Genomic DNA, 20,146 nt, shown 5'->3' on the forward strand with positions numbered 1-20,146 from the left:
TTATTTACTCAAACTTTTAAAAAAATAGTTGTCGATATAATAATCTGAACTATTTACCAAACCATCTTTGGAAAACTCATCCTTCAGAAAGGAAGAGTTAGATGTATGAGTATCACAACTCATTATCTTCTTTATTAGTTCCTCAACAGTATCACAGCATATATCTGGCACTACTTGCCTAATATCAAAATAAACACCACGGATATTGTTTGAATAATCTCTATAATCTGTCTGAAAAAGAAATATATTTCTATTAGTTAGAGAAAAATCAAACATTATACTTGAGTAGTCAGTGACTAAAACATCAGTAATTAACAACAGCTCTGTTATATTCGGGTATTTAGATACATCAATGAAGGAACTATTACTTTTTATATTTGATGTAAAATAATGCCCTCGAAACATTAATACATACTCGTCACCAAATGTATCTACAAAATTTTCAACATCAAGAAGGTTCCGCGTGAAATATTCACCATTCAAATAATTAACATCCCTGTATGTTGGGGCATATAACAAAACCCTCTTTCCTAAAGGTAACTCTAATCTATTCTTTAGCTGCTGGATAAGTTGTTGGTTTTCTAGTTCTCCCAATAACAAATCATTTCTAGGTAATCCAAACTCTAATATCTGATTCTCTTTCAAACAAAAAGCTGATTTCAATTTTTCAGTTAGATAGCTAGAATTTGAAAGAAAATAATCAGTTCTTTTACCTTCAATTCTATATGCCTGTTGTATTGATTTTAAAGAACTAGTTGGGTGGTTATCAATTTCTATATCAAAACCTAATCGCTTTAGGGGGGTTCCATGCCATGTTTGAAATAATACCTGGTTATTCTTCTTGAAAAGTAAAAAAGGCAACCGGCAATTTGCCACCCAATACTTTGAAGTGAAATACTCTCTATAATATTGAAATGTACCAAACTTAACCCACTGTATTTTATTGCCATTTTCAGCAGTAATTTTAGTCTTTATCTGACTATCAAAAACAATAACAATTTCCAGATTACATTTTTTTTTGTTCAGAGAAATTAATAGATAAAGAGGCGAATCACATATGAATTTACCATTAAAACTTTCAAATATAATTTTTCTTTCATTTACTAGAAAAAAGTGGCTTAATATTCTTCCTAAAAAACAAATTATCTCAATACCTATTGTTCTTAAAGTACTTTCTATCCTTACACCCAAAAACTTTCTAAAGTTTATACTTATTTTTCGTGTCATGTTCAATTCGTGTCACTTCCTTTTTAACAATATTCACCAACTCTTCCATTGAACAAGTGCCAGGTTTCATTAAGTACCTCAAGTTATCAAACCATATATCTTTATATTTATTAACTCTATATTTTTGTAATGGATCTACCAACATACCGATGGTATCGGTTGTCGAAAGTCCTGCAATTTCAAGAACAGTAGTTCCTGGCGCTAAAATTAAATCTAACTGGTTCATAAGATATAAGACTGCCAAAAAATCATCTTTTTGATTTATCGGAGGGATAAATAATTTTTTATGATTTGATTTATGATAATATTTTATGTCTGATTCACAGAGATCATATTGAAGAGATATGACTTTTACATCATTTGTATCCTTGAAAATTTTATCTATCAATTTTATATCAAATGTATCTATCCCTCTAACACCATCATTATACATACTTCTCCATGATACCCCTACCAAAAGACCATTAGATAATTTCAAATCGTCAATAAAAGAAGACAACTCTTTTGATGGTAAATACCCGTTGAGTATTCTTAACTTATCTATTTTTGTAGGCTTGGAAAAATTCAATATCGGCAACAAACTAGTTATAAGTGTAAACTGTTCAACCCCATCTATCAGATAACCTACATTATTATCAAGAATATGGTGTAATTTTATATGTTTTAATTTATTAAAATGAATGATATTCTGATATGTAACAACCTTATCTCTGATTGAAGGAATGAAACTAACATCCGGATAGAGTCTATTAAAAAGATTAAATAGCCTCGGATCGCATGTAAATGTTATTTTATGGAAGCCTAATTCTTGTAAAATTGGAATAATTGTGCAGAAACGTATATCATCCCCTGGCCCCCAGGAGTTGATAATTAGAAGTTGTTTTTCTTTATCAATATTTAGAACTGAATTAACAAAATTATTAGAATATTTTCTCCCAAGAAACTCTGCCATATATCTGTTTTTCTTTTCGCTCATTCCTTCACGAACCATTTCTAATGACAAAAAGAACTCAGTCTTTAGCTTGCTTGATGCACGTTTAAAAACAATTTCATTAATTAGACCAAGTTTCGTTTCTTTATTAGATAAAATAAATGATTTCAATACTATATCAACGCAGTGTGTAGGTAAATTGAAAAATTCCCTCTTTGATGATTCATACAAATTAACATTTAAGTCATAATTCATTGAAATAAAGTTGGAGTATATTATATCTATAACATTCGAGTATTCGTATTCACTATCAACGATTTTATAATAATATAATTCGAATAACTTTATTTCATCAAAGGATAAAATTCTACTTAATTCATCAACAAAATCATTTACATCAATTCTATGTTCCTTAACCAATCGAAGAAACATATAAAAAGAACAACACCTTGGATCGGCAACAATAGAATATATCATTAAGATCCTTGCATTTTTATTATCACCAGACAAGAGTGCAGCTCTTAATAAGGGTTTTACTAAACCTAAACTATAAAAAACATCCCTGTATTGATTTATAACTTTGGAGTAGGAAAAATAATCTGAAGTAAGATAATATTTCTTCGCCTGTTGTATGCTAAATAAACTTAAAAACACTCTTATTGGTTGGAATAAATTAATTGATTTATCTAATATTATATCATTATTAAATTCGATAACATTAAATCTAATGAATATTTTTTTCAAATTAAACTTCTTAAGTAGATGAAAGTATTTCATTTATAAGCCGTCTTGTATTATTGCTATCATTAAATTTAAAAAAAAGTTTATTATCATTTCTATCGTTATTTATATCTTTAAAGGATAAATTATCAAAGTAATACTTTAATTGAAAAAAAAGAGAATCACAATCGCTAGCTATTTTCCCTTTAAAAATTGATTTAATAGGATATATTGTTCCGCGCTCATCTTCATATTCGTCTTTATCATATGTAAATAGAATTATACGTTCTGAAATGAGAGAATAATCTATCCAAACACTAGAATAATCAGTTATCAATATATCTGTATGCTTAAGTATCGTATTTGTAATAGTAAATTCACCTCCCTCTATGATCTGTTCTCTAGAATTTAGAATGTTTAATGATTGTATTTTACTGAACTTGTGTGGCCTAACGATAAGTACCGCATTATTTTTACTCAAGATTTCTGATAAACGAGACTCTTCATAAAGGTTAAATGGAGCTACTTCATTATTTTCGTACCAATTTCCACGATATGTTGGCATCCAAGATATCACAGTTCTACCTGCTATTTTTTCAATAAGAGTTTTTTCTTGAGGATCATCAAACCATTCTAATTTTTCTGACAATAGAATATCATTTCTAGGTAAACCAGATATAATGCATTTATTAGGTTCAACTTGGAAACATGCAGACATAACAGCCCTATCTAACTCAGAAGAACAAACTAATCCATCAAGTTTTCTTGCTTCTCTTTTTAAGAAAGAAATATTAAAACGACTACTATCCAAATATCTAATATTCTTTACTGGTATACCATGCCAAGTATTATAAATTTTTCGATTACAGCTACTAATATATCTTGGGATTGTATGATCAACAATAATAACATGACTTCGCATCATGTGGAAAAGACATATCAATCCATTTTTGGTTATAGTGACTTCATTATTTTTAAGACATTTTACAACATGATTTTTATGATAAAAGCTAATATAGCTATTTATACATAAAAGATTAGCATCTAGTACATTTGTTGATGTGTATAAGGTTATATATTTTTTATTTTTTGTAACAAATAAGTCAATGATAAAAAGAGTACATAACTTTACTGCATTCAAAAGATAGCTCATAAGCCTAAATCACATTTCAACTCTAGTTAACTTATCGAAAAAGTTAAGTAAATAAGTATTATTCATATTTACATTATAATCATTAAATAATTTTGTATATGCAGTAGATATAATTCCTTTATTACATGAATTTGAAAATTCATTTACCTCATTTTGTAAAACATCATAATTAACTTGTTGTTCGGATATACTTGCTAAGTCAATATCATGTGTATATTTAAAACAACCTGTGAAATTTCGATACCATGCCATACCGAAAATGACGACGGGCTTACCCCCACTTAAAGATTCCCAACCAACTGTCCCTGAGATCGTAGCAACAATTTTGCAGCTTTTGAGTAAATCATATGTGGAAATATTCTTACTTACTAATTTAGCACTTTTGACTTTCGATAACCTTTCATAAAACGATTTCTCTCTCATATAATGCCCTTGCTTTGGATTTTCTTTAACATAAATCATCCAATTATCAGGTAAGACCTGAGAAAGATTCTCAATGGCTAGAAGTTGATCATTATATAAACCACCTAATGCAGACGTTGTGAGCTCTGGTTGATAGTGCAATGGAAAGTAGACAAATTTTTCGTCAAGGTTTATATCAATAGATTCTGCTACTTTACTATGCTTTAAGTAAAACCTTGAGTGAGAGTTATATACAATCTTAGATCTTAACTTCTTCTTTCGATGATCAATAAGTTTTTCAAAATCATTCTTATTTTTGAATTTCTTTATTAATTTCCGTATTTTTCTACTGTATAGACCAATTTTTCTTACTATTCCCTTTACTACAAACAGACTTGATGTATCTCCTTTTTCCATATAGAAAAGCTTTTTCTCAAATTTTCTTTCAAATGAATAATCTCCTGCATTTGTATACGTAATAAATTTTTCATAGTAACCGAAATCAGATTTCTTCTTATAACAGAAAAATCTATTTGGTATAATTGTTTGATAGAGTATATTTATATCCAACCCCATTTCCTCCGCCAAAAAATATATGACATGATCCATGCCTTGATGAGGTGGATTATTAAATATAACTTGACTAATATCATGATGTTTAAATGTGGAGTAAAAAAAATTTAAATAATATCTAATAGCACATAAATAATCAGAGTGCGTTTTATCCTCGTGTGCCGTTATAGCATTTTTTTCAAATTTACTTGAGTATCTGTCATAATTAAAAATAAACTCATAAAAATGATTACTTATAAATTTCTCCATCCAACCTAATGGTAATATATAATTTTTTTCAGGTGTTGCACTTCTCGATACCAACCTAAATATATTATAATTTACAGAAGATTTTGACACATGAACCTTTTTAATTCTTAAGGTCTTAGAGATATAATTAATATACTTTACTTCCATATTCTGGAAAAAACCCCAAAACATTGTATTATGCCTTAATGTTCTTATGTTTAAATCCATGTTAAACTCTTTCAATTAAATCACTTTCTAGTAACTTTCTAGAACATTCTAAAATTTCAAAATAATCGTGTCCTGTTATCATTGCGATATCAAAAAGAGAGTTACTTCCATCTGAATACATTAGAACATCTCTCAAAGGCATAATTTGATTTACTGTGTCTTTAGTACTTACTGTTGGATAAAGTCCTCGCTTACCAAGTTGTGGTTCACATAAAAGTTTACAATGGAAAATTTCATCCGTTTCAAGTATTTCAATACACTTACTTACCTTATCGAAAGCTCCTTCCAATCCGCTAGGTGATATAAGCTTCATATTATCTAGCGATGTGTGATACTCATTATACTCCGCATACTTCGACCGCATTATAGATACTATTGGTAACTCAATCCCGGGACTACAGTATTGTCTCTCATCACTACCTCGTTCAGAAAATGAATACTTTGAATATTTATCAACATAATTATTCATTACATACTCAGCAATTCTGTCTACTCGAGTATTACCATATTTACTCGGCATGAATGAGTAAGATTTTTCATCACCCATACAAGTTAATATAAAACCTGCTACAACTTTTTCCTTTAAATCAAGGTGATTTTTACTAAGGTAACTAATTGCACCAATAGTTTCTGGTAGGAAAAGAACTCTGTAGGAATAATTATTATCACTTCTACAACTTATGTACTTAGCTAATGCTACTGCATTAACAGGCCCAGACAGTTCATTATTAGCCATAGACGGATGACAAATATAAGTAGAAAGTAAAATTTCTTTATTACTTTTTCCTTTTATATAAAGTTCTCCATAATTCATAACTCCATCGAAATGTTTGGAGTCAATTTTCACCTTTACTATTTTATTAGGTGTTTGTAGTAACACTTGACGTTGATTGTGTGCCAGACAAAATCCCCAATTTTTTTTATAGTATGATGTTATATAAGGAATTGCATCAGGTTGGTTAGGTAATGAATATAGATTTTTATTTAATTCATCAATTGTCATATACCTATCTATTGGTATTGAATATCCTACTAGATGAAGGTTGTTTTCTTTAAAGTCAATAATTCGATTACCATCTATATCTTCCACATAAGCAGACTTTACATCCCATTCCTTGGGTATCACCCAGTCAAACGCTTTATCACCACTTAAAAAAAAATTTATTTCCAAATCTGGTAGTTCTCTTTTTAAAATAGAAAGTGTTATCCTAACACCTTTACCAGTTAAGCTTCTATTGATTGGAAATAACTCATCAGCAAGAGAGTACATATACTCTCCAATATTATTAATTTCAAACATTACTTGTTCATTCTATTCGTTAACAGCCAAGGATTTTTAACGATTTCTTTTTCTACAAGATGAAAAGCATCATGCATGGATATACATCCAATTATTCCCCTACCCACCTTTCCTTTACATAAAGTCCCTTTTTTACAGCTAATTTATTAAATTCTCCAAAATACGCTTCACTATTTTCAATATTATGGTTACGTACCCATATTGTGCTTCTTACTTTTTTTGTCACTCCATTAATGATAATTTTTCCTACGAAAGTTTTATCATATCTATAAGGAACATTTAAAGATCTTTCGACATAGTGAAGAAATGTTGACCCAGCATCAAAATTAATGTTAAGTATTTTGCCGTTTCTTCTTAACATCTTGCCAAAGACTCCCTTCTCACTATAGGTATTTTCTTGTGTTTCTCCACATATATCATTAGCTAATAGACCTATGGCAGCTACAGATACTGAAGGATCATGATTTCTAATGCTATTTGGGAGGTCTTTTACATACTCAGAAAACATGCCGCAGTTTGACTTACTATTTTCAGGATCAAAGTCTGTATTTTCTGAAAATGAGTAAGTAAATGTAGGAACGACTAAAGTCCCTTCTTCTTCACCAATAACTTGAATTAATGCATCCAGAATTATCTGTAAAGCATCTTCCTTATTTTTTGCTCCTTCAGGCATTCCTAAAAACCCTACATTAGTATGACAAAACACCAAGTCTCCTTTTTCAATACCGACTTGTTTAAAGGTATTTTTCAAGTCAGTTTTAGTGTAACAATGCTTCAATTTTTACTCCTTTAATTCTCCAATAATCTCACATAATCCATTTATTGTAGAAAACCTTCGATCTTCAAACTGAGTTTCAGAAAAATGTATTTCAAACTCACTTTCACAAAACTCCATTAATAAAATCACATCGAATGAGTCAATTAAATCTTGATCAAAATAATTCAACTCCAAGCTAAAATCTTTTTTTCCGGATACTGATTTAAACCAATCGATCACTTTAACCTTTATGTCCATTAATTAAATATCCTCAATTGCAAAACATCTAGCAGGGGCACCATCTCCGTCCTTTATCTTTAATGGTGCAACGATGAGCATTACCTCTTTAGATGCAATTTTTCTTATATCAACCAAATATTCTACTATTACTGTGCCAGCACCCAGCAAAATTTTATGATTTGGAGCATCTTTTTCTGCTCCTCTTCCATTTAATGGATTATCTGGTTGCGGTGTATCAAGGGCAAGGAGAATACAATCGTTATCAACAAGCCACTGACAAGCATCTTCGGAAAAAAAAGCATGATTAATATAATATTTATTTGTATTTAGTTTTAAATCCCAATCAAATCTTGCTATCAACCGTTTAGGGCATTTATTATTCAACAAGTATATTAATTCATCTTTTGTTATTTCATGTTTTTCAGGAAACATTGTACAGTCAATTATCGTAGCTTTACCATTTAAATGATCAAGAGGTATATTTTCTATTGTTTCGCCATCATTAATAAAATGCCTCGGAGCATCAATGTGAGTTCCAGTATGTGTACCCAAAACTATTTTTCTTGTTTCTCGATTTTCTATCCCATGTCTACCAAGCTGGGTAGATTCATAAAACGGATGCCAGTGTGCAGAAAATGTTTGCATTCCTTCTTCAAGTGTCATAGATAAATCAATTATTTTCATCTTGCACCTCTATAAGTTCAATTATTAGCCCACTTGGTGACTCTACAAAACAAATGTTAAGATTCTTTTTATTGACGAAGACATCAAATATATTTGTTATCACTTTAACTTTAGACTTTATTTTATCTTTTAAATCAGTAATATTCTTAACAATGAAAACAAATGATGTAATACCTTTAAGGTCAAGTTTTTGTTCTTTAAATTTTTCATTACTTTTAATTATATTAAATTCCAGACACCAATTTTTTATTGGTCTTTTTAGAGATATTTTGTGTCCATTTACTGTTAGACCTAGTAACTCCCAAAACTCAAGCTCTCTTTCTATATATTGGTTATTTACAAAAACAATGACATCTTTACCATATTCAATTCTGTCTTGAATATCAAATTCAATAACATTATGATTAATTAATTCGATACTGTACTCGTCATTGTGCTTTAATAGTGTAATATCATGATTTGGAGCATAGTGTCTTAAAAATGGTTTTTTAAAAACATTATTTGAAATATTTTTCTCTTCAAAATCAATTTTATATCCTTTATTTACCAACTCACTTGTTTTTTTATCTACATTACTACAATTATATGTCAGGTGTGAAAATCCAATTAACATAAATTCAAACTCTTAATTAAATCACTTTTTATAACTTTTCCAGTCACAGTTTTAGGAAACTCTGTTAATGTTATTATTTCCTCTGGAAATAATTCAAATGGGAGTAATAATCTTAACTGGCTAGATAACAATTCTTTATCATAATCTTTTTCTGGTATAATGAATAGTATTGGTACTTCACCCCAAAAATCATGATTAATACCTACAACTGCAGCGTCAAATACCCCATTACATTTTAGGGCATTTTCTTCAATAAATACAGGAGATATATTTTGCCCACCTTTTATTATGATATCTTTTTTTCTTCCAATAATTTCAAGACACCCGTCCTTAATTATTCCCAAGTCTCCAGTATCTTGACCTAAACCTTCTGCATTTATATAACCTAGCATTGACCAAGGTGATTTAACTATTATAGACCCATCTTTTTCTTCTATTTCTACTTCAATGTTATCTAAAACAGGTCCAACATTGCAGCTATCACCACTTCCTTTCTTAGCACATGCAATGAACAGTTGCTCACTTGTGCCATAGCTCTCTAGCACTTCAATGCCTAACTTTTCTTTTACAATATTTTTTGTCTTTTCAGGTAATGGAGCGGTTCCAACAAATAGAGTTGGATTGTTTTTTCTAACCCAATTTATTACTCTTTCGTCTCGCAACATTTTTATACTCAACAGCAGCATTGAGGGGCTAAGCCAAGCATAATTAATATTATGTTTTTTCATTCTCTTGAATAATGTAGCAGCATTGGCAGCAGTGAATGTCTCGTTTAATACAATAGTTCCACCCGCTAGTAACGGACACAAGAAAGAATTAAGTATACCAGCCATGTAATACTTAGGCATAACATTCAGCATTCGTGTACGTTCATCAAGCATGTTATGATTATTAAATGTGTTAGCAGATCGTAATAAATTACCTAGGCTATGCACGACTCCTTTGGGAACTCCTGTTGTCCCAGAAGTAAATGTAACAAGAGCAGGTAATTCCATTATGCTCTCATCAAATGGGGCAATACTTTTAACCTTTTTATCTTTTGAGTAATTTCCAAATAATTCTAATTCATTTACAATTGCTTTTGGATTAAAAATATTTATTATCATCTTTTCATAAGATTTATTTACTGAGGCTGATAAAGGGCAAACTATGATGCCCCTCCAAAAACAAGTCAAAATCAGGGAAAAAAATTCAAGATCATTATCTATCTTTAAACAAATACGATCTCCTTTATTCCAACCTAACTTGTCAAATTCATCACTATAAAATTCAATTCTATGCATTAAATCTTCATAAGTGATAGTTACTTCTTCAGTTTCAATGACAGGATTCTGTGTTCTTAATGTAAGATTTAGTATCATAGGGATGCCTGTTCATTTATAAAGTAGTTTTTATAGCTTGGTTTCCAAGCCCCCTTCTTATTATTTTCTTCAGCGATTAGTTTAGCGTGTTTTTCTACTAACTCAGCATTTGCGTTCACAATATCTTCCGAACAGACAGACACTATCAATAGCCTAGGATCAACACGATATTTTACTGACATATCATGTATTGTTGGCATGTAACTTGAGTGGAATAAAGATATGCCAGAAACAGTATCTAAAGAAGTTAGGCCACGTTTTTCAATTAATGGTTTAATTAATTCTTCACCAATATCCATAACAACTATTGGGTCAATCTTTCCCTCGATCCCCATCCGTGCTAGGCACCCTAGCATTTGTTCTGTCGTTGTGTTTCCTGCACTTCTACCGAATCCCTGTAATGATGTATCAATAATGGAGGCTCCAGCATTTAAAGCAGCCAGTGCATTTCCAATACCCAAGCCTAGGTTGTTATGCCCATGAAAACCTACGATTGCATTTGTATTCTCCGCTTTTATTGCTTCCACATAATTCTTGACTTCGTTAGGAAGCATCCCCCCAGCAGAATCAACTACGTAAACAACATCTACACCCATTTCAAACGCGGCAGATGAAGCTATAGCTAACTTTTCTGGTTTCGATGTATATGATTTCATAAAGTTAACACAAGTCATCATACTTAGTGACTTAGCTTTATCTATGAACTCCGAACTCTTAGGAAAATCTTCAATTGTTGAACCAATACGTATAAAATCCATATCATAATCTGATGCAATATCTAGGTGATGTTTTTCAGCAATACCAGGGATTGCAAACATCCCCCACTTACCATTTTTCACATTATTAGCAGCAGCTTCCATATAAACTTCGTCTGTTTCTAGAGCAACTCCAATATTTTTCTCTGATGCCCCAAGACCTACTCCATGTCCTACTTCTATCAACTCAAAGCCAGCAGTATCAAGTGCTTTACATATATCAGAGGTTTGTTTTTTAGAAAATTGAAAATCAATTTCATAGCTGCCATCACGAAGGGTACATTCAAGTATTGTTGGGATATTTTTCATAAGATGCTCTTAAGTTTAAATTGTAAATTATTTTATAAGTTTCGATTTTAAATAAATCTAACCTATTGGATGTATTATTAATTTTCTAATCACACCAGATTACTAAGAAAATATAATTAATAATTATTTCCCCTGAAAAAGCCGTTTTTATCGTAAAGACTCAAGAAAAAATAAGGAAGCTGATATATCTGCTTCCATTTTCTTCAGACAGCCGCGCTTGCTTAGCAGCAATAGTACCCTTGTCTGATAACAGGTCTTCGATGGCTCATTATCTGCGCTACAATCCCGACCCAAAGACGCCGCAGCTTCTTAAGGAACATTCTCAGGTTCTGCCCTGCACTACAAAGTACGGCGTTGATGGCATCGCCCAACTCACCCAGTAGGGAGTTTCCTCCTAATAGATCGTCTGTCTTCATGTGCCCAATGTGCGGCTCTGTCGCATTTCGTCGTTTAGGCTTTTGTTTCTCATGCACCGTCAAGCCTCTCTTTTGACCTGCTATGTGAATGGTAAAGCAGTCATCTCCCTGCTTCAGATAGCCCCGGTAATCTCGATCAACCAAGACCTTTTCTGCCTGCCGAGAGGCTTCTCCCAGACTGCGAAACAATGTATGACCATCATAAGGGCGACCAGGGAACGCCTGACTACATAACACAAATTGCTCCTTCAGCGTGGTGACAATCTCCTCCTTCACTCTAAACTCATAGTTCTTGTGCGCCTTGACTTTGGCGATACACTCAACTTCCGGCGCGTGCAGACGGTACAACTTGTTTTTGCCTGTTTTCCCTTGTGTGAGAAGGCGCTCCGCCTGACCCAGTTTCTCTTCAAAAACGGGGGTAGATGAGTATGTTTAACCGATTGGCGCTGGATATCCCGGGTCAGCCCACCCAAATAGGTCTTACGCCGTTTGACCTCCCGATGCATTCGTTTGAACTGCCGGGCATGACCGTAGAGCCCGACTTTCAAAAGGGCACGCTTATCTAATCACGCATAGATTTGGCGAAGACCAATACCTTGCTTCTGAGTGAGTTTGGCCAGATGTCCACGACACCGTTTCAACAGCTTGGCATCGGTGGGAAACGCGACGGCCTTTTCCATCACTGTGGCATCAACCACCACCTGTTTAAAACTCGATGGCTTGACGGTTTCGGTCTTCACACCGGCATCAACAATCAGTTGAAGCAACGCTTTGCCCACTCTTCATCGAGACGTTGGCGAAAGCGGGTCATTGACGAGGGATTTATCGGGAACTGATGCTCAAAATACACATTGCCGCAAACGTACTGACAATAGGAGTTTTCTACCCATCGGGCACAGACGTCCTCATCGGACAGGACATAGACATGTTTGAGGTAATGGAGCCCACACATTAATCGTATGCTGTTACCAGGTTGCCCTTCCTGATATAAAGGCTCGAAGGCAACATTGAGTGATTGCTACTAGTCAATCAATCCAGCCAGTTTCACCAGCTCGTGCCTCAGGTTAATCATGTTGACCAATTCAAGGCGGAAGAGGTCATGTTCTGTCAGTTCAGGCGTTTTCGGTTTCATTTTCGTCACCCAAACAAGAAATATATTTATTACTTGTGCAATACCGATAGTTTCAAAATGTATTCAACTTATCTACTAGAGTAGAATCATATGGTTAAGTTATACAGAAAAAAGATAGAAAAAATTAAAACTAATTATTTTCCCATCCAAGAAAACATCATCCAACCAATCGAATTTATATATCTATATGGCAGCATCATGAAATAAACCATTAACAATAAAATCATAGTATAACAAATTATATTTTTCAGAAATGTTCAACTTTCAATGCAGTACCAGCTTTAAGATCACAAACCGCTTTTTTCCCAAGTACAACCTCATAATATCTTGGTGCTAAACCAAATCCTGGACGAATACTTCTTATATTATTGGCATCAAAAATTTCCCCTTGTTTAATATCTTGAACAACATATAAGGAGCGCCTAAAATTCACATTATTTTTTTCTGCTTTTGTTCTTTCATAATTAACTTTACCCAAAGTGCTCCAAGCTATCTTCGTATCACGACATAGTTCAGTAAGTTCATTGGGCTCAAGTGAGAAGCTATCATCTACACCACCACCATTTCTGTCCATTGTCACGTGTTTTTCAATCAGGCACGCACCCAACGCCACAGAAGCCAAAGCAGTCACATTATCAATTGTGTGATCAGAAAGCCCTGCCAGTACACCAAAACGCTTACTCATATCAGCAATTGTTCTTAGATTATACTGCTCTGCTGGAGCTGGATATCCACTCACACAATGCAAGACGACCAGTTCCTGACAGCCATTATCCCTCGCCATTTGAATTGCTTCTTCTATTTCTCTCTCGTTTGCCATGCCAGTAGACATGATCATCGGCTTTCCTGTTTGCGCTACCCGTTTGATAAGTGGCAAATCAATCAGTTCGAATGATGCGATTTTATAAGCAGGTGATTTTAATTCTTCTAGGAGGTCGACTGCTGTAAAATCAAAAGGTGAACTAAAAATCGTGATATCAAGCTCTTTGGCTTTTTCGAAAAGAGGTTTGTGCCAATCCCAAGGCATATGAGCATTTTTATATAAGTGGTAGAGTGTTTGCCCATCCCAAAGCCCACCGCGAATTTGAAAGTCTTCCGTATCACAATCTATTGTAATTGTGTCATGGGTATATGTCTGAAGTTTAATAGCATCCGCACCAGCTTTCTTGGCCTCTTCCATAATCTGATAAGCACGGTTAATATCACCGTTGTGATTCGCTGACAGCTCTGCAATGATATAAGGCGGATAATCTGGGCCGATTTTACGGCCATTTATAGTAATAAATGGTTTCATCATTTAACCCCATTTTTTCTAATAAACGTTTCTTCTGAGCATCGATCATAACCGGCTTTTAAGAACAACTGTTGTGATGCCAGATTATTTTTCAATACTGTAGCGTGGATTGTTATATTTTTATGTATCGCATCAATTCTAGCCAACGACATCTGTGCAATACCTTTTCCGTAATGGTCGGGATCTATGAAAATAGAGATGAGATAATTTGTCGTTGATATTCGGTCAAGTCGCAATGCCCCAACCGGTTTTTGGTTTTTTGAAAAAGTTATTATGTAGAAGTAGTTTTGAATGCAAGTAAGTTTTTTTCGCATCCATTTTTCATGCTCATCCCAGGAAGGTCTTTCTGGATTTAGTGCATACTTACGCGTTTCAGGATGGCATTGCCACTGATAGACAATGGGAATATCATTCTCATTCGCTCGTCGTAATTCAATGCTGTGATCATCTTCTGAGCAAAATATTCTCTCTATACTCTCTACAACACGGTTTGTACCAAGCCCATCGCATATTGCTAAGTTAGCATCACGATATTTCAACCAATTCTGTTTAATCTTATTAAAGGCTGGTAGTAACTCAGTTTGAATTGCGTTTAGCTGAACTGCCTCCACTGCACCTTGATGAACCAGCTTTTCACAGTTTGTTTTTTGATTATCCGCGAGTGGGATGACTACGCTAGGGAGCCCCAAACATGCCCGCTCCCAGCTTGTTGTCCCAGGTGCACCAATGGCTATATCATTTAATTGCATCAAATCAGCAATATTCTCAGTGAAGTCATGATGAACAACATTGTCATATTGAGCAGTCCATTGGACAACCTCTTGATAATGTGGGGCTCGCGAGCTCAGCAGAACCGTAATAAAAATATCTTCTTGGTCAATAAGTACGTTAAGGATTTGCAAAGTCGCGTTCGGTACATCTACTCCCCCCATCGACACCAGTACATTAATAGGAGATTGCAGTTGATGACCATCCAATACCATTTCGCGTTTTTTCGCAAACATTGAGGCCAATAACGCAAATTCACTGCCTGCTAATACCACTGCTGCATTTTTGTATTCACTTGCCTTTCGTCCCAACGTCTGATCAATGATGATTTCAGCATTATGGCTGCGCACCAGATCATCAATCGCAATAACTTTGCATCCTAAAGCTTCTCTGGCAACACTTTGCCATTCTTCAGCTATGGCATAGTGATCTGTAACGACAACATCCGCGTGAGATACACGTGCCAAAAAGTCCGTAACGTCATCTAATTGAGAACGTTGTAGCCAAGACTGATAGCCCTCTGGAATATTTTCAGCTCGTTGCGATTCCCGTGCTCCGTTAAGTTCAGTGACCTGGTGACCACGCTTTTTAATGTAAGAAATTAAATCTCCAGGCAATGGCTGACATGCAAACGACACTTGGTGCCCTTTTCGCTTTAATGCATCCGCTAAAACCAAACAACGCATAATATGGCCACTACCTATATCGAATGACGCATCTGCGCGTATAACAATTTGCATACGCTACCTACCTTTTTTCCAAAAGGGAAAACAAAGCTTCCGCAAAGTGCCAATCTTCAATAGTATCGATATCTTGTACACAATTTCTTGGCAATAAAACTATTTTTGAATGTTGCGCAAAGATTCTTTTACGCTGTAGGAAAGCATCTGCTTTTCCCCAATAGAATTGGCCAGCATCATGATATGCCTCTTCCAAATCTTGGGATCTTGCCGATTCATGTTCTGGAGAGAACATATTGACGCATCCTTCAGAGTTCAGCTTAATCGCCCTCTGAATAGGGAACGCAAATGTCGCTGCACTGAATACAAACTCAGCATTGGTCTGTATCAAACGATCGTACCCTTTTTTTAGATACTCACCGGTCACGAATGGGGCTGTTGCGTAAAGACAACAAACGGCATTTAATGCCACCCCTTGTTTTTGATACCACGAAACAGCATGATGCATGACGTCCATCGTTGTTGCATGGTCATCAGAAATATTTTTTGGACGCATAAATGGCACTTCAGCCCCAAACTGTTTCGCTACTTCAGCGATTTCATTATCGTCAGTCGAGACGACAACTTTATCAAAACAGTCCGCGTGCAGAGCAGCTTCGATAGAGTATGCAATCATCGGCTTACCATGAAAAAGCTTGATATTTTTTCGGGGGATTCGCTTACTGCCTCCCCGGGCAGGAATAATTGCAATATTCATACATTAACCTTTCAGTACATCGGACAAAGTACGAATCACTTCATCCTGCTGCTCATTGGTCATGGCATGAAACATCGGCAAAGAAATAGCTGTTCGGTAATACCTTACAGATTCAGGGAAATCATTTTCACTAAACCCCATCTTTTTGTAATAAGGTTGAGTATGAACTGGAATGTAATGTAAATTAACACCAATACCTTTTTCTCGAAGATTCTCAAACACTTCTTTATGAGTAAGGGATATTTTATCCAGCTCTAAACAGATGACGTATAAATGTAATCCGGAGTAAGTGTTTTCTAACTGATAAGGCAGTACAACTGGAAGCTTTTTCAATAGGTCGTTGTATCGTGCAGCCAAACGATGTCTTGCTTCGATAAACTGCTCCAAACGCTGCATTTGGGTGATGCCCAACGCAGCTTGTAATTCAGTCATACGGTAATTAAAACCAAGGGCAATTTGTTGGTAGTACCAACCTCCATGGCTTTCCTCCTCCATCTGTTCCGGATCACGAGTGATACCATGACTTCTCAGAAGCGCCATCTTATCTGCGAGTGCTTTGTTGTTTGTAACAACTGCACCACCTTCCGCTGTTGTTACTATCTTAACTGGGTGAAAGCTGAATACAGTGATATCTGAATATTCACAGTTTCCTATTGGCTTATCATGGTATTTGCCACCGATCGCATGAGAAGCATCCTCAATAACTTTGAATCCATATTCTTTCGCCAACTTTCCGATCGCTTGCATGTCACATGGCTGACCGCACAAATGTACTGGCACTACAATTTTCGGCAATGTCCCATTAGCTTTCGCTTTGATTAACTTTTCTTCCAGCTTTTTGGGGCACATATTGTAAGTAGCTTCATCAATATCAACGAAATCAATCTTTGCACCGCAGTAAAGCCCACAATTCGCAGAAGCAACAAACGTAATAGGTGAAGTCCATAGCCAATCACCCTGGCCTAAATCCAATGCTATACAAGCGATATGTAGCGCTGAGGTAGCACTGTTCACTGCGAGCGCATATTTTGCACCCGTATGATCTATGATAGTCTTTTCAAACTCAGGAACTTTCGGTCCTTGGGTCAAAAAATCAGATTTCAATACCTCTACAACGCTATCAATATCTTGCTGCGTAATATCTTGTTTGCCGTAAGGGATCACTTTTCATCTCACACAGTAAAATTCGGATCAACATGTTCACGAACCAGAGACCTTAAACTTTCGACGGTCTCCCACTCTGTGTTAGTACCAGAATTGTACTTAAACCCAAATGGCACTTTTTCTGCTTTATGGTGAGCCAAATATTCCGACTCTGTGTAGGTGAATGAAACTGATGGCAAAATCGCATAGTACTTGCCTAAGTCAATAGTATTTAAAGAATCGGTATCAGTGATCATTTCTTCGTGTAATTTTTCGCCTGGACGAATACCGACAATCTTAATCTCACATTCAGGAGCTATCGCTGTTGCAACATCCAAAATTTTATATGAGGGAATTTTTGGAACAAAAATTTCTCCTCCAAGATGATGTTTAAGTGCATACATCACCATATTAACACCATCTTGCAGTGAAATATTAAATCGAGTCATATCTTTGTGAGTAATTGGTAAGTTCCCCTCTGCACGTTTATTAAGGAAAAAGGGAATCACTGACCCACGTGAGCCCATAACGTTACCATAGCGAACAACACTAAAGCGAATATCCTTTGAGCCTTTAATATTATTCGCGGCTGTGAAGAGTTTATCCGAAACGAGCTTTGTTGCACCGTATAGATTGATTGGGGCACAGGCTTTATCTGTAGAAAGTGCAACAACGTCTTTTACACCACATTGAAGTGCTGCATGTATAACGTTCTCAGCACCATCAACATTAGTTCTGATACACTCTGTTGGATTATATTCTGCGGTATCAACTTGCTTGATCGCGGCGGCGTGTATAATGACGTCAACACCTTCACAGGCCTGAATGAGACGCTGCTTGTCGCGCACATCCCCGATAAAGAAACGAAGCTGTGGATATTCATTTATAGGGTACTGTTGTTTTAACTCAGACTGCTTCAGTTCGTCACGTGAAAAGATAATAATCTTTTTCACTTTTGAGTATTGTCTCAAAATAGTTTTAATGAATTGTTTACCGAAAGATCCCGTGCCACCTGTAATAAGTACATTTTTATTGCTCAGCATATTAAATTCTCAATTTTAGTCTTGCGACATCGTTTTTACAATTTCAATCACATCATGAAGAGAACGCTCAATCTTCTCTAACTCATTTCTATTCATCGATGATAATGTTTTCTTGATTTGTGTCGTGGAAATATCCTCTGAGCGTGGAAGGTAAATTACCTCACAGAAATCTGACAAGTAATCAAACTTCCCTTTCCAATCACTTCCCATAGCGAAAACACTAGCATCATATTTTTTTATATCCTCAAGCTTTTGCTCCCAATAATTCTCAGGAAAAACTTCATCAACATATTTACAAGCAGCCACAATTTCTGCTCTTTCTTCATAGGAAAAAAAAGATTTCTTTCCTTTAAGTTCATTAAAACTATCAGAAGATATCCCTACAATAAGCTTGTCTCCAAGCTCACTAAGCCTTTTTAAAAGCCGGATATGCCCTACATGAAACAAGTCGAATGTTCCGTAAGTTATTACTGTTTTCAATGGACAACTCCATGACAAACTAGTTGAGGAAATTTAAATCATGATCTAAATAACTGTTCCTAATTGTAGATCTCAGGCTCTGGCAGGCACTTTGCTCAGGTATTGTCGCTTTTAGCTGGCAGCATGTGCTGCAACTGATCTTGAATCACATTGCCGTAAAGCCTTGTAATTTAATAGACCATAACCGATGTAACACTATTAGGGTTAGCTATTTAGTGTAGGATTGAAAATATAAGTAATTAAAACATTGGCCATCAAGCGTTGTGATATCTGTCAAAGTTCCTTCTTTGATCTAAATCCATCAATCACGCTACCGCCCCTAGGTCTCGTTCCCAAAACACGCGATAGTATCGATGTTCAATACTGCTATTTCTTACGGATGACTTTATTTTCTGTAGAGACTTCAACCTGACGACTGATGAGATTGATCAATAGAATTGAGCGCAGCTCGCCATCCGCTTCCTTGTAAATGGCTTCGGTTCCCTCGAATAGACCTGATAGCACTTCCACTTGGTCACCAGGTTTGAATACATCACTTAATGCTTCGCGCTGCTCATCACTGTCTTCATGTGCCATCAAGTGAGTGATAAGTTCGGCAGGAACGACTGTTGGCATCAGGCCTTGTCTAACAAAATCAACAACGCCACGAGTAGAACGCACAGTCGTAAAGGAGATTTTTTCAGGATCGAATGAGGCAAAGACGTAATTAGGGAAGAGCGGTTCCAACTCGCTGGAGCGCTTGCCACGACGGATTTTTTCCACCATCACTTGTGGATAATAGCAATCGACGCCCTGTCGTTTTAGGTGCTGCTCTGCGCGTTGTTGCTCGCTGCGTTTGCAATAGAGCAGATACCATGGATCCATTAAAATTTGTCCTCGTTGATTTCTTTCGCTAGCCAGTTGTTACAACGTCTTTGAAATGCAACTAATGAGTATATTCGGCTCGCCTTTC

18 protein-coding genes and 1 pseudogene are annotated in these 20,146 nt (G+C 35.2%); all 19 read right to left on the reverse strand.

Features of this window, described 5'->3' with window-relative positions; translation table 11 throughout:
- The 19 genes and pseudogenes from VHA_RS16840 to rfaH all read right to left on the reverse strand — a co-directional run bounded on the left by VHA_RS16840 (position 1) and on the right by rfaH (position 20,058).
- Positions 1 to 1,227 (reverse strand): CDP-glycerol glycerophosphotransferase family protein, encoded by a 1,227-nt coding sequence (locus VHA_RS16840; protein ID WP_050778576.1) that lies wholly within the window; start codon positions 1,225 to 1,227, stop codon positions 1 to 3.
- Positions 1,199 to 2,902, reverse strand: coding sequence for a hypothetical protein (locus VHA_RS16845; RefSeq protein WP_123912580.1), 1,704 nt, complete (start codon positions 2,900 to 2,902; stop codon positions 1,199 to 1,201). The genes VHA_RS16840 and VHA_RS16845 overlap by 29 nt, the downstream gene beginning before the upstream one ends.
- A 10-nt stretch (positions 2,903 to 2,912) precedes the next feature.
- A complete protein-coding gene (locus tag VHA_RS16850) occupies positions 2,913 to 4,031 on the reverse strand; it encodes a CDP-glycerol glycerophosphotransferase family protein (protein ID WP_005506516.1) in 1,119 nt (372 codons plus the stop codon).
- A 9-nt stretch (positions 4,032 to 4,040) separates the two neighbouring features.
- Positions 4,041 to 5,462, reverse strand: coding sequence for a capsular polysaccharide export protein, LipB/KpsS family (locus VHA_RS16855; RefSeq protein WP_005506517.1), 1,422 nt, complete (start codon positions 5,460 to 5,462; stop codon positions 4,041 to 4,043).
- 1 nt (position 5,463) lies between these two features.
- Positions 5,464 to 6,762 (reverse strand): DUF4910 domain-containing protein, encoded by a 1,299-nt coding sequence (locus VHA_RS16860; RefSeq protein ID WP_005506519.1) that lies wholly within the window; start codon positions 6,760 to 6,762, stop codon positions 5,464 to 5,466.
- Positions 6,763 to 6,853: 91 nt separating this feature from the next.
- Positions 6,854 to 7,540, reverse strand: coding sequence for an AAC(3) family N-acetyltransferase (locus tag VHA_RS16865; RefSeq protein ID WP_040529157.1), 687 nt, complete (start codon positions 7,538 to 7,540; stop codon positions 6,854 to 6,856).
- A 3-nt stretch (positions 7,541 to 7,543) separates the two neighbouring features.
- Positions 7,544 to 7,777 (reverse strand): acyl carrier protein, encoded by a 234-nt coding sequence (locus VHA_RS16870; protein ID WP_040529158.1) that lies wholly within the window; start codon positions 7,775 to 7,777, stop codon positions 7,544 to 7,546.
- Between the two features lie 3 nt (positions 7,778 to 7,780).
- On the reverse strand, positions 7,781 to 8,443 hold the full coding sequence (locus VHA_RS16875) for a cyclase family protein (RefSeq protein ID WP_040529159.1): 663 nt from the start codon (positions 8,441 to 8,443) through the stop codon (positions 7,781 to 7,783).
- Positions 8,430 to 9,056, reverse strand: a complete 627-nt coding sequence (locus tag VHA_RS16880; RefSeq protein WP_040529161.1) for a hypothetical protein — start codon at positions 9,054 to 9,056, stop codon at positions 8,430 to 8,432. The genes VHA_RS16875 and VHA_RS16880 overlap by 14 nt, the downstream gene beginning before the upstream one ends.
- Positions 9,050 to 10,417 carry a class I adenylate-forming enzyme family protein gene (locus tag VHA_RS16885; protein WP_005506521.1) on the reverse strand — a complete coding sequence of 456 codons (1,368 nt, stop codon included), beginning with the start codon at positions 10,415 to 10,417 and terminating at the stop codon, positions 9,050 to 9,052. The genes VHA_RS16880 and VHA_RS16885 overlap by 7 nt, the downstream gene beginning before the upstream one ends.
- Entirely contained in the window at positions 10,414 to 11,481 is a 1,068-nt protein-coding gene (locus VHA_RS16890) for a hydroxymethylglutaryl-CoA lyase-like TIM-barrel protein (RefSeq protein WP_005506523.1), read from the reverse strand. The genes VHA_RS16885 and VHA_RS16890 overlap by 4 nt, the downstream gene beginning before the upstream one ends.
- Positions 11,482 to 11,702: 221 nt before the next feature.
- Positions 11,703 to 13,029: pseudogene (locus VHA_RS18775) on the reverse strand (IS5 family transposase).
- Positions 13,030 to 13,276: 247 nt separating this feature from the next.
- Positions 13,277 to 14,323 carry a pseudaminic acid synthase gene (pseI, locus tag VHA_RS16900; protein WP_005506527.1) on the reverse strand — a complete coding sequence of 349 codons (1,047 nt, stop codon included), beginning with the start codon at positions 14,321 to 14,323 and terminating at the stop codon, positions 13,277 to 13,279.
- Positions 14,323 to 15,831, reverse strand: coding sequence for a UDP-2,4-diacetamido-2,4,6-trideoxy-beta-L-altropyranose hydrolase (pseG, locus tag VHA_RS16905; RefSeq protein ID WP_005506529.1), 1,509 nt, complete (start codon positions 15,829 to 15,831; stop codon positions 14,323 to 14,325). The genes pseI and pseG overlap by 1 nt, the downstream gene beginning before the upstream one ends.
- Positions 15,832 to 15,838: 7 nt before the next feature.
- On the reverse strand, positions 15,839 to 16,528 hold the full coding sequence (gene pseF / locus VHA_RS16910) for a pseudaminic acid cytidylyltransferase (RefSeq protein WP_005506530.1): 690 nt from the start codon (positions 16,526 to 16,528) through the stop codon (positions 15,839 to 15,841).
- 3 nt (positions 16,529 to 16,531) lie between these two features.
- The gene (gene pseC, locus VHA_RS16915; protein ID WP_005506531.1) at positions 16,532 to 17,692 is read right to left on the reverse strand and encodes a UDP-4-amino-4,6-dideoxy-N-acetyl-beta-L-altrosamine transaminase; all 1,161 of its coding nucleotides are present in this window, start codon (positions 17,690 to 17,692) and stop codon (positions 16,532 to 16,534) included.
- Between the two features lie 8 nt (positions 17,693 to 17,700).
- Positions 17,701 to 18,714, reverse strand: coding sequence for a UDP-N-acetylglucosamine 4,6-dehydratase (inverting) (gene pseB / locus VHA_RS16920; RefSeq protein ID WP_005506533.1), 1,014 nt, complete (start codon positions 18,712 to 18,714; stop codon positions 17,701 to 17,703).
- Between the two features lie 15 nt (positions 18,715 to 18,729).
- Positions 18,730 to 19,194 carry a glycerol-3-phosphate cytidylyltransferase gene (gene tagD / locus VHA_RS16925; protein ID WP_040529163.1) on the reverse strand — a complete coding sequence of 155 codons (465 nt, stop codon included), beginning with the start codon at positions 19,192 to 19,194 and terminating at the stop codon, positions 18,730 to 18,732.
- A 366-nt stretch (positions 19,195 to 19,560) separates the two neighbouring features.
- Positions 19,561 to 20,058, reverse strand: a complete 498-nt coding sequence (rfaH, locus tag VHA_RS16930) for a transcription/translation regulatory transformer protein RfaH (protein ID WP_005506544.1) — start codon at positions 20,056 to 20,058, stop codon at positions 19,561 to 19,563.
- Between the last annotated feature and the right edge of the window lie 88 nt (positions 20,059 to 20,146).

The organism is Grimontia hollisae CIP 101886, assembly GCF_000176515.1.
GTDB lineage: Bacteria > Pseudomonadota > Gammaproteobacteria > Enterobacterales > Vibrionaceae > Enterovibrio > Enterovibrio hollisae.

What these genes read in the sequence shown, in the direction of transcription:
- VHA_RS16890 (WP_005506523.1), bottom strand. Translation starts at nt 11,481, where the DNA reads ATGAAAAATATCCCAACAATACTTGAATGTACCCTTCGTGATGGCAGC.
- pseB (WP_005506533.1), bottom strand. Translation starts at nt 18,714, where the DNA reads ATGCTGAGCAATAAAAATGTACTTATTACAGGTGGCACGGGATCTTTC.
- VHA_RS16840 (WP_050778576.1), bottom strand. Translation starts at nt 1,227, where the DNA reads ATGACACGAAAAATAAGTATAAACTTTAGAAAGTTTTTGGGTGTAAGG.
- rfaH (WP_005506544.1), bottom strand. Translation starts at nt 20,058, where the DNA reads ATGGATCCATGGTATCTGCTCTATTGCAAACGCAGCGAGCAACAACGC.
- VHA_RS16850 (WP_005506516.1), bottom strand. Translation starts at nt 4,031, where the DNA reads ATGAGCTATCTTTTGAATGCAGTAAAGTTATGTACTCTTTTTATCATT.
- VHA_RS16875 (WP_040529159.1), bottom strand. Translation starts at nt 8,443, where the DNA reads ATGAAAATAATTGATTTATCTATGACACTTGAAGAAGGAATGCAAACA.
- VHA_RS16870 (WP_040529158.1), bottom strand. Translation starts at nt 7,777, where the DNA reads ATGGACATAAAGGTTAAAGTGATCGATTGGTTTAAATCAGTATCCGGA.
- VHA_RS16855 (WP_005506517.1), bottom strand. Translation starts at nt 5,462, where the DNA reads ATGGATTTAAACATAAGAACATTAAGGCATAATACAATGTTTTGGGGT.
- VHA_RS16880 (WP_040529161.1), bottom strand. Translation starts at nt 9,056, where the DNA reads ATGTTAATTGGATTTTCACACCTGACATATAATTGTAGTAATGTAGAT.
- pseF (WP_005506530.1), bottom strand. Translation starts at nt 16,528, where the DNA reads ATGAATATTGCAATTATTCCTGCCCGGGGAGGCAGTAAGCGAATCCCC.
- pseG (WP_005506529.1), bottom strand. Translation starts at nt 15,831, where the DNA reads ATGCAAATTGTTATACGCGCAGATGCGTCATTCGATATAGGTAGTGGC.
- VHA_RS16860 (WP_005506519.1), bottom strand. Translation starts at nt 6,762, where the DNA reads ATGTTTGAAATTAATAATATTGGAGAGTATATGTACTCTCTTGCTGAT.
- pseI (WP_005506527.1), bottom strand. Translation starts at nt 14,323, where the DNA reads ATGAAACCATTTATTACTATAAATGGCCGTAAAATCGGCCCAGATTAT.
- VHA_RS16885 (WP_005506521.1), bottom strand. Translation starts at nt 10,417, where the DNA reads ATGATACTAAATCTTACATTAAGAACACAGAATCCTGTCATTGAAACT.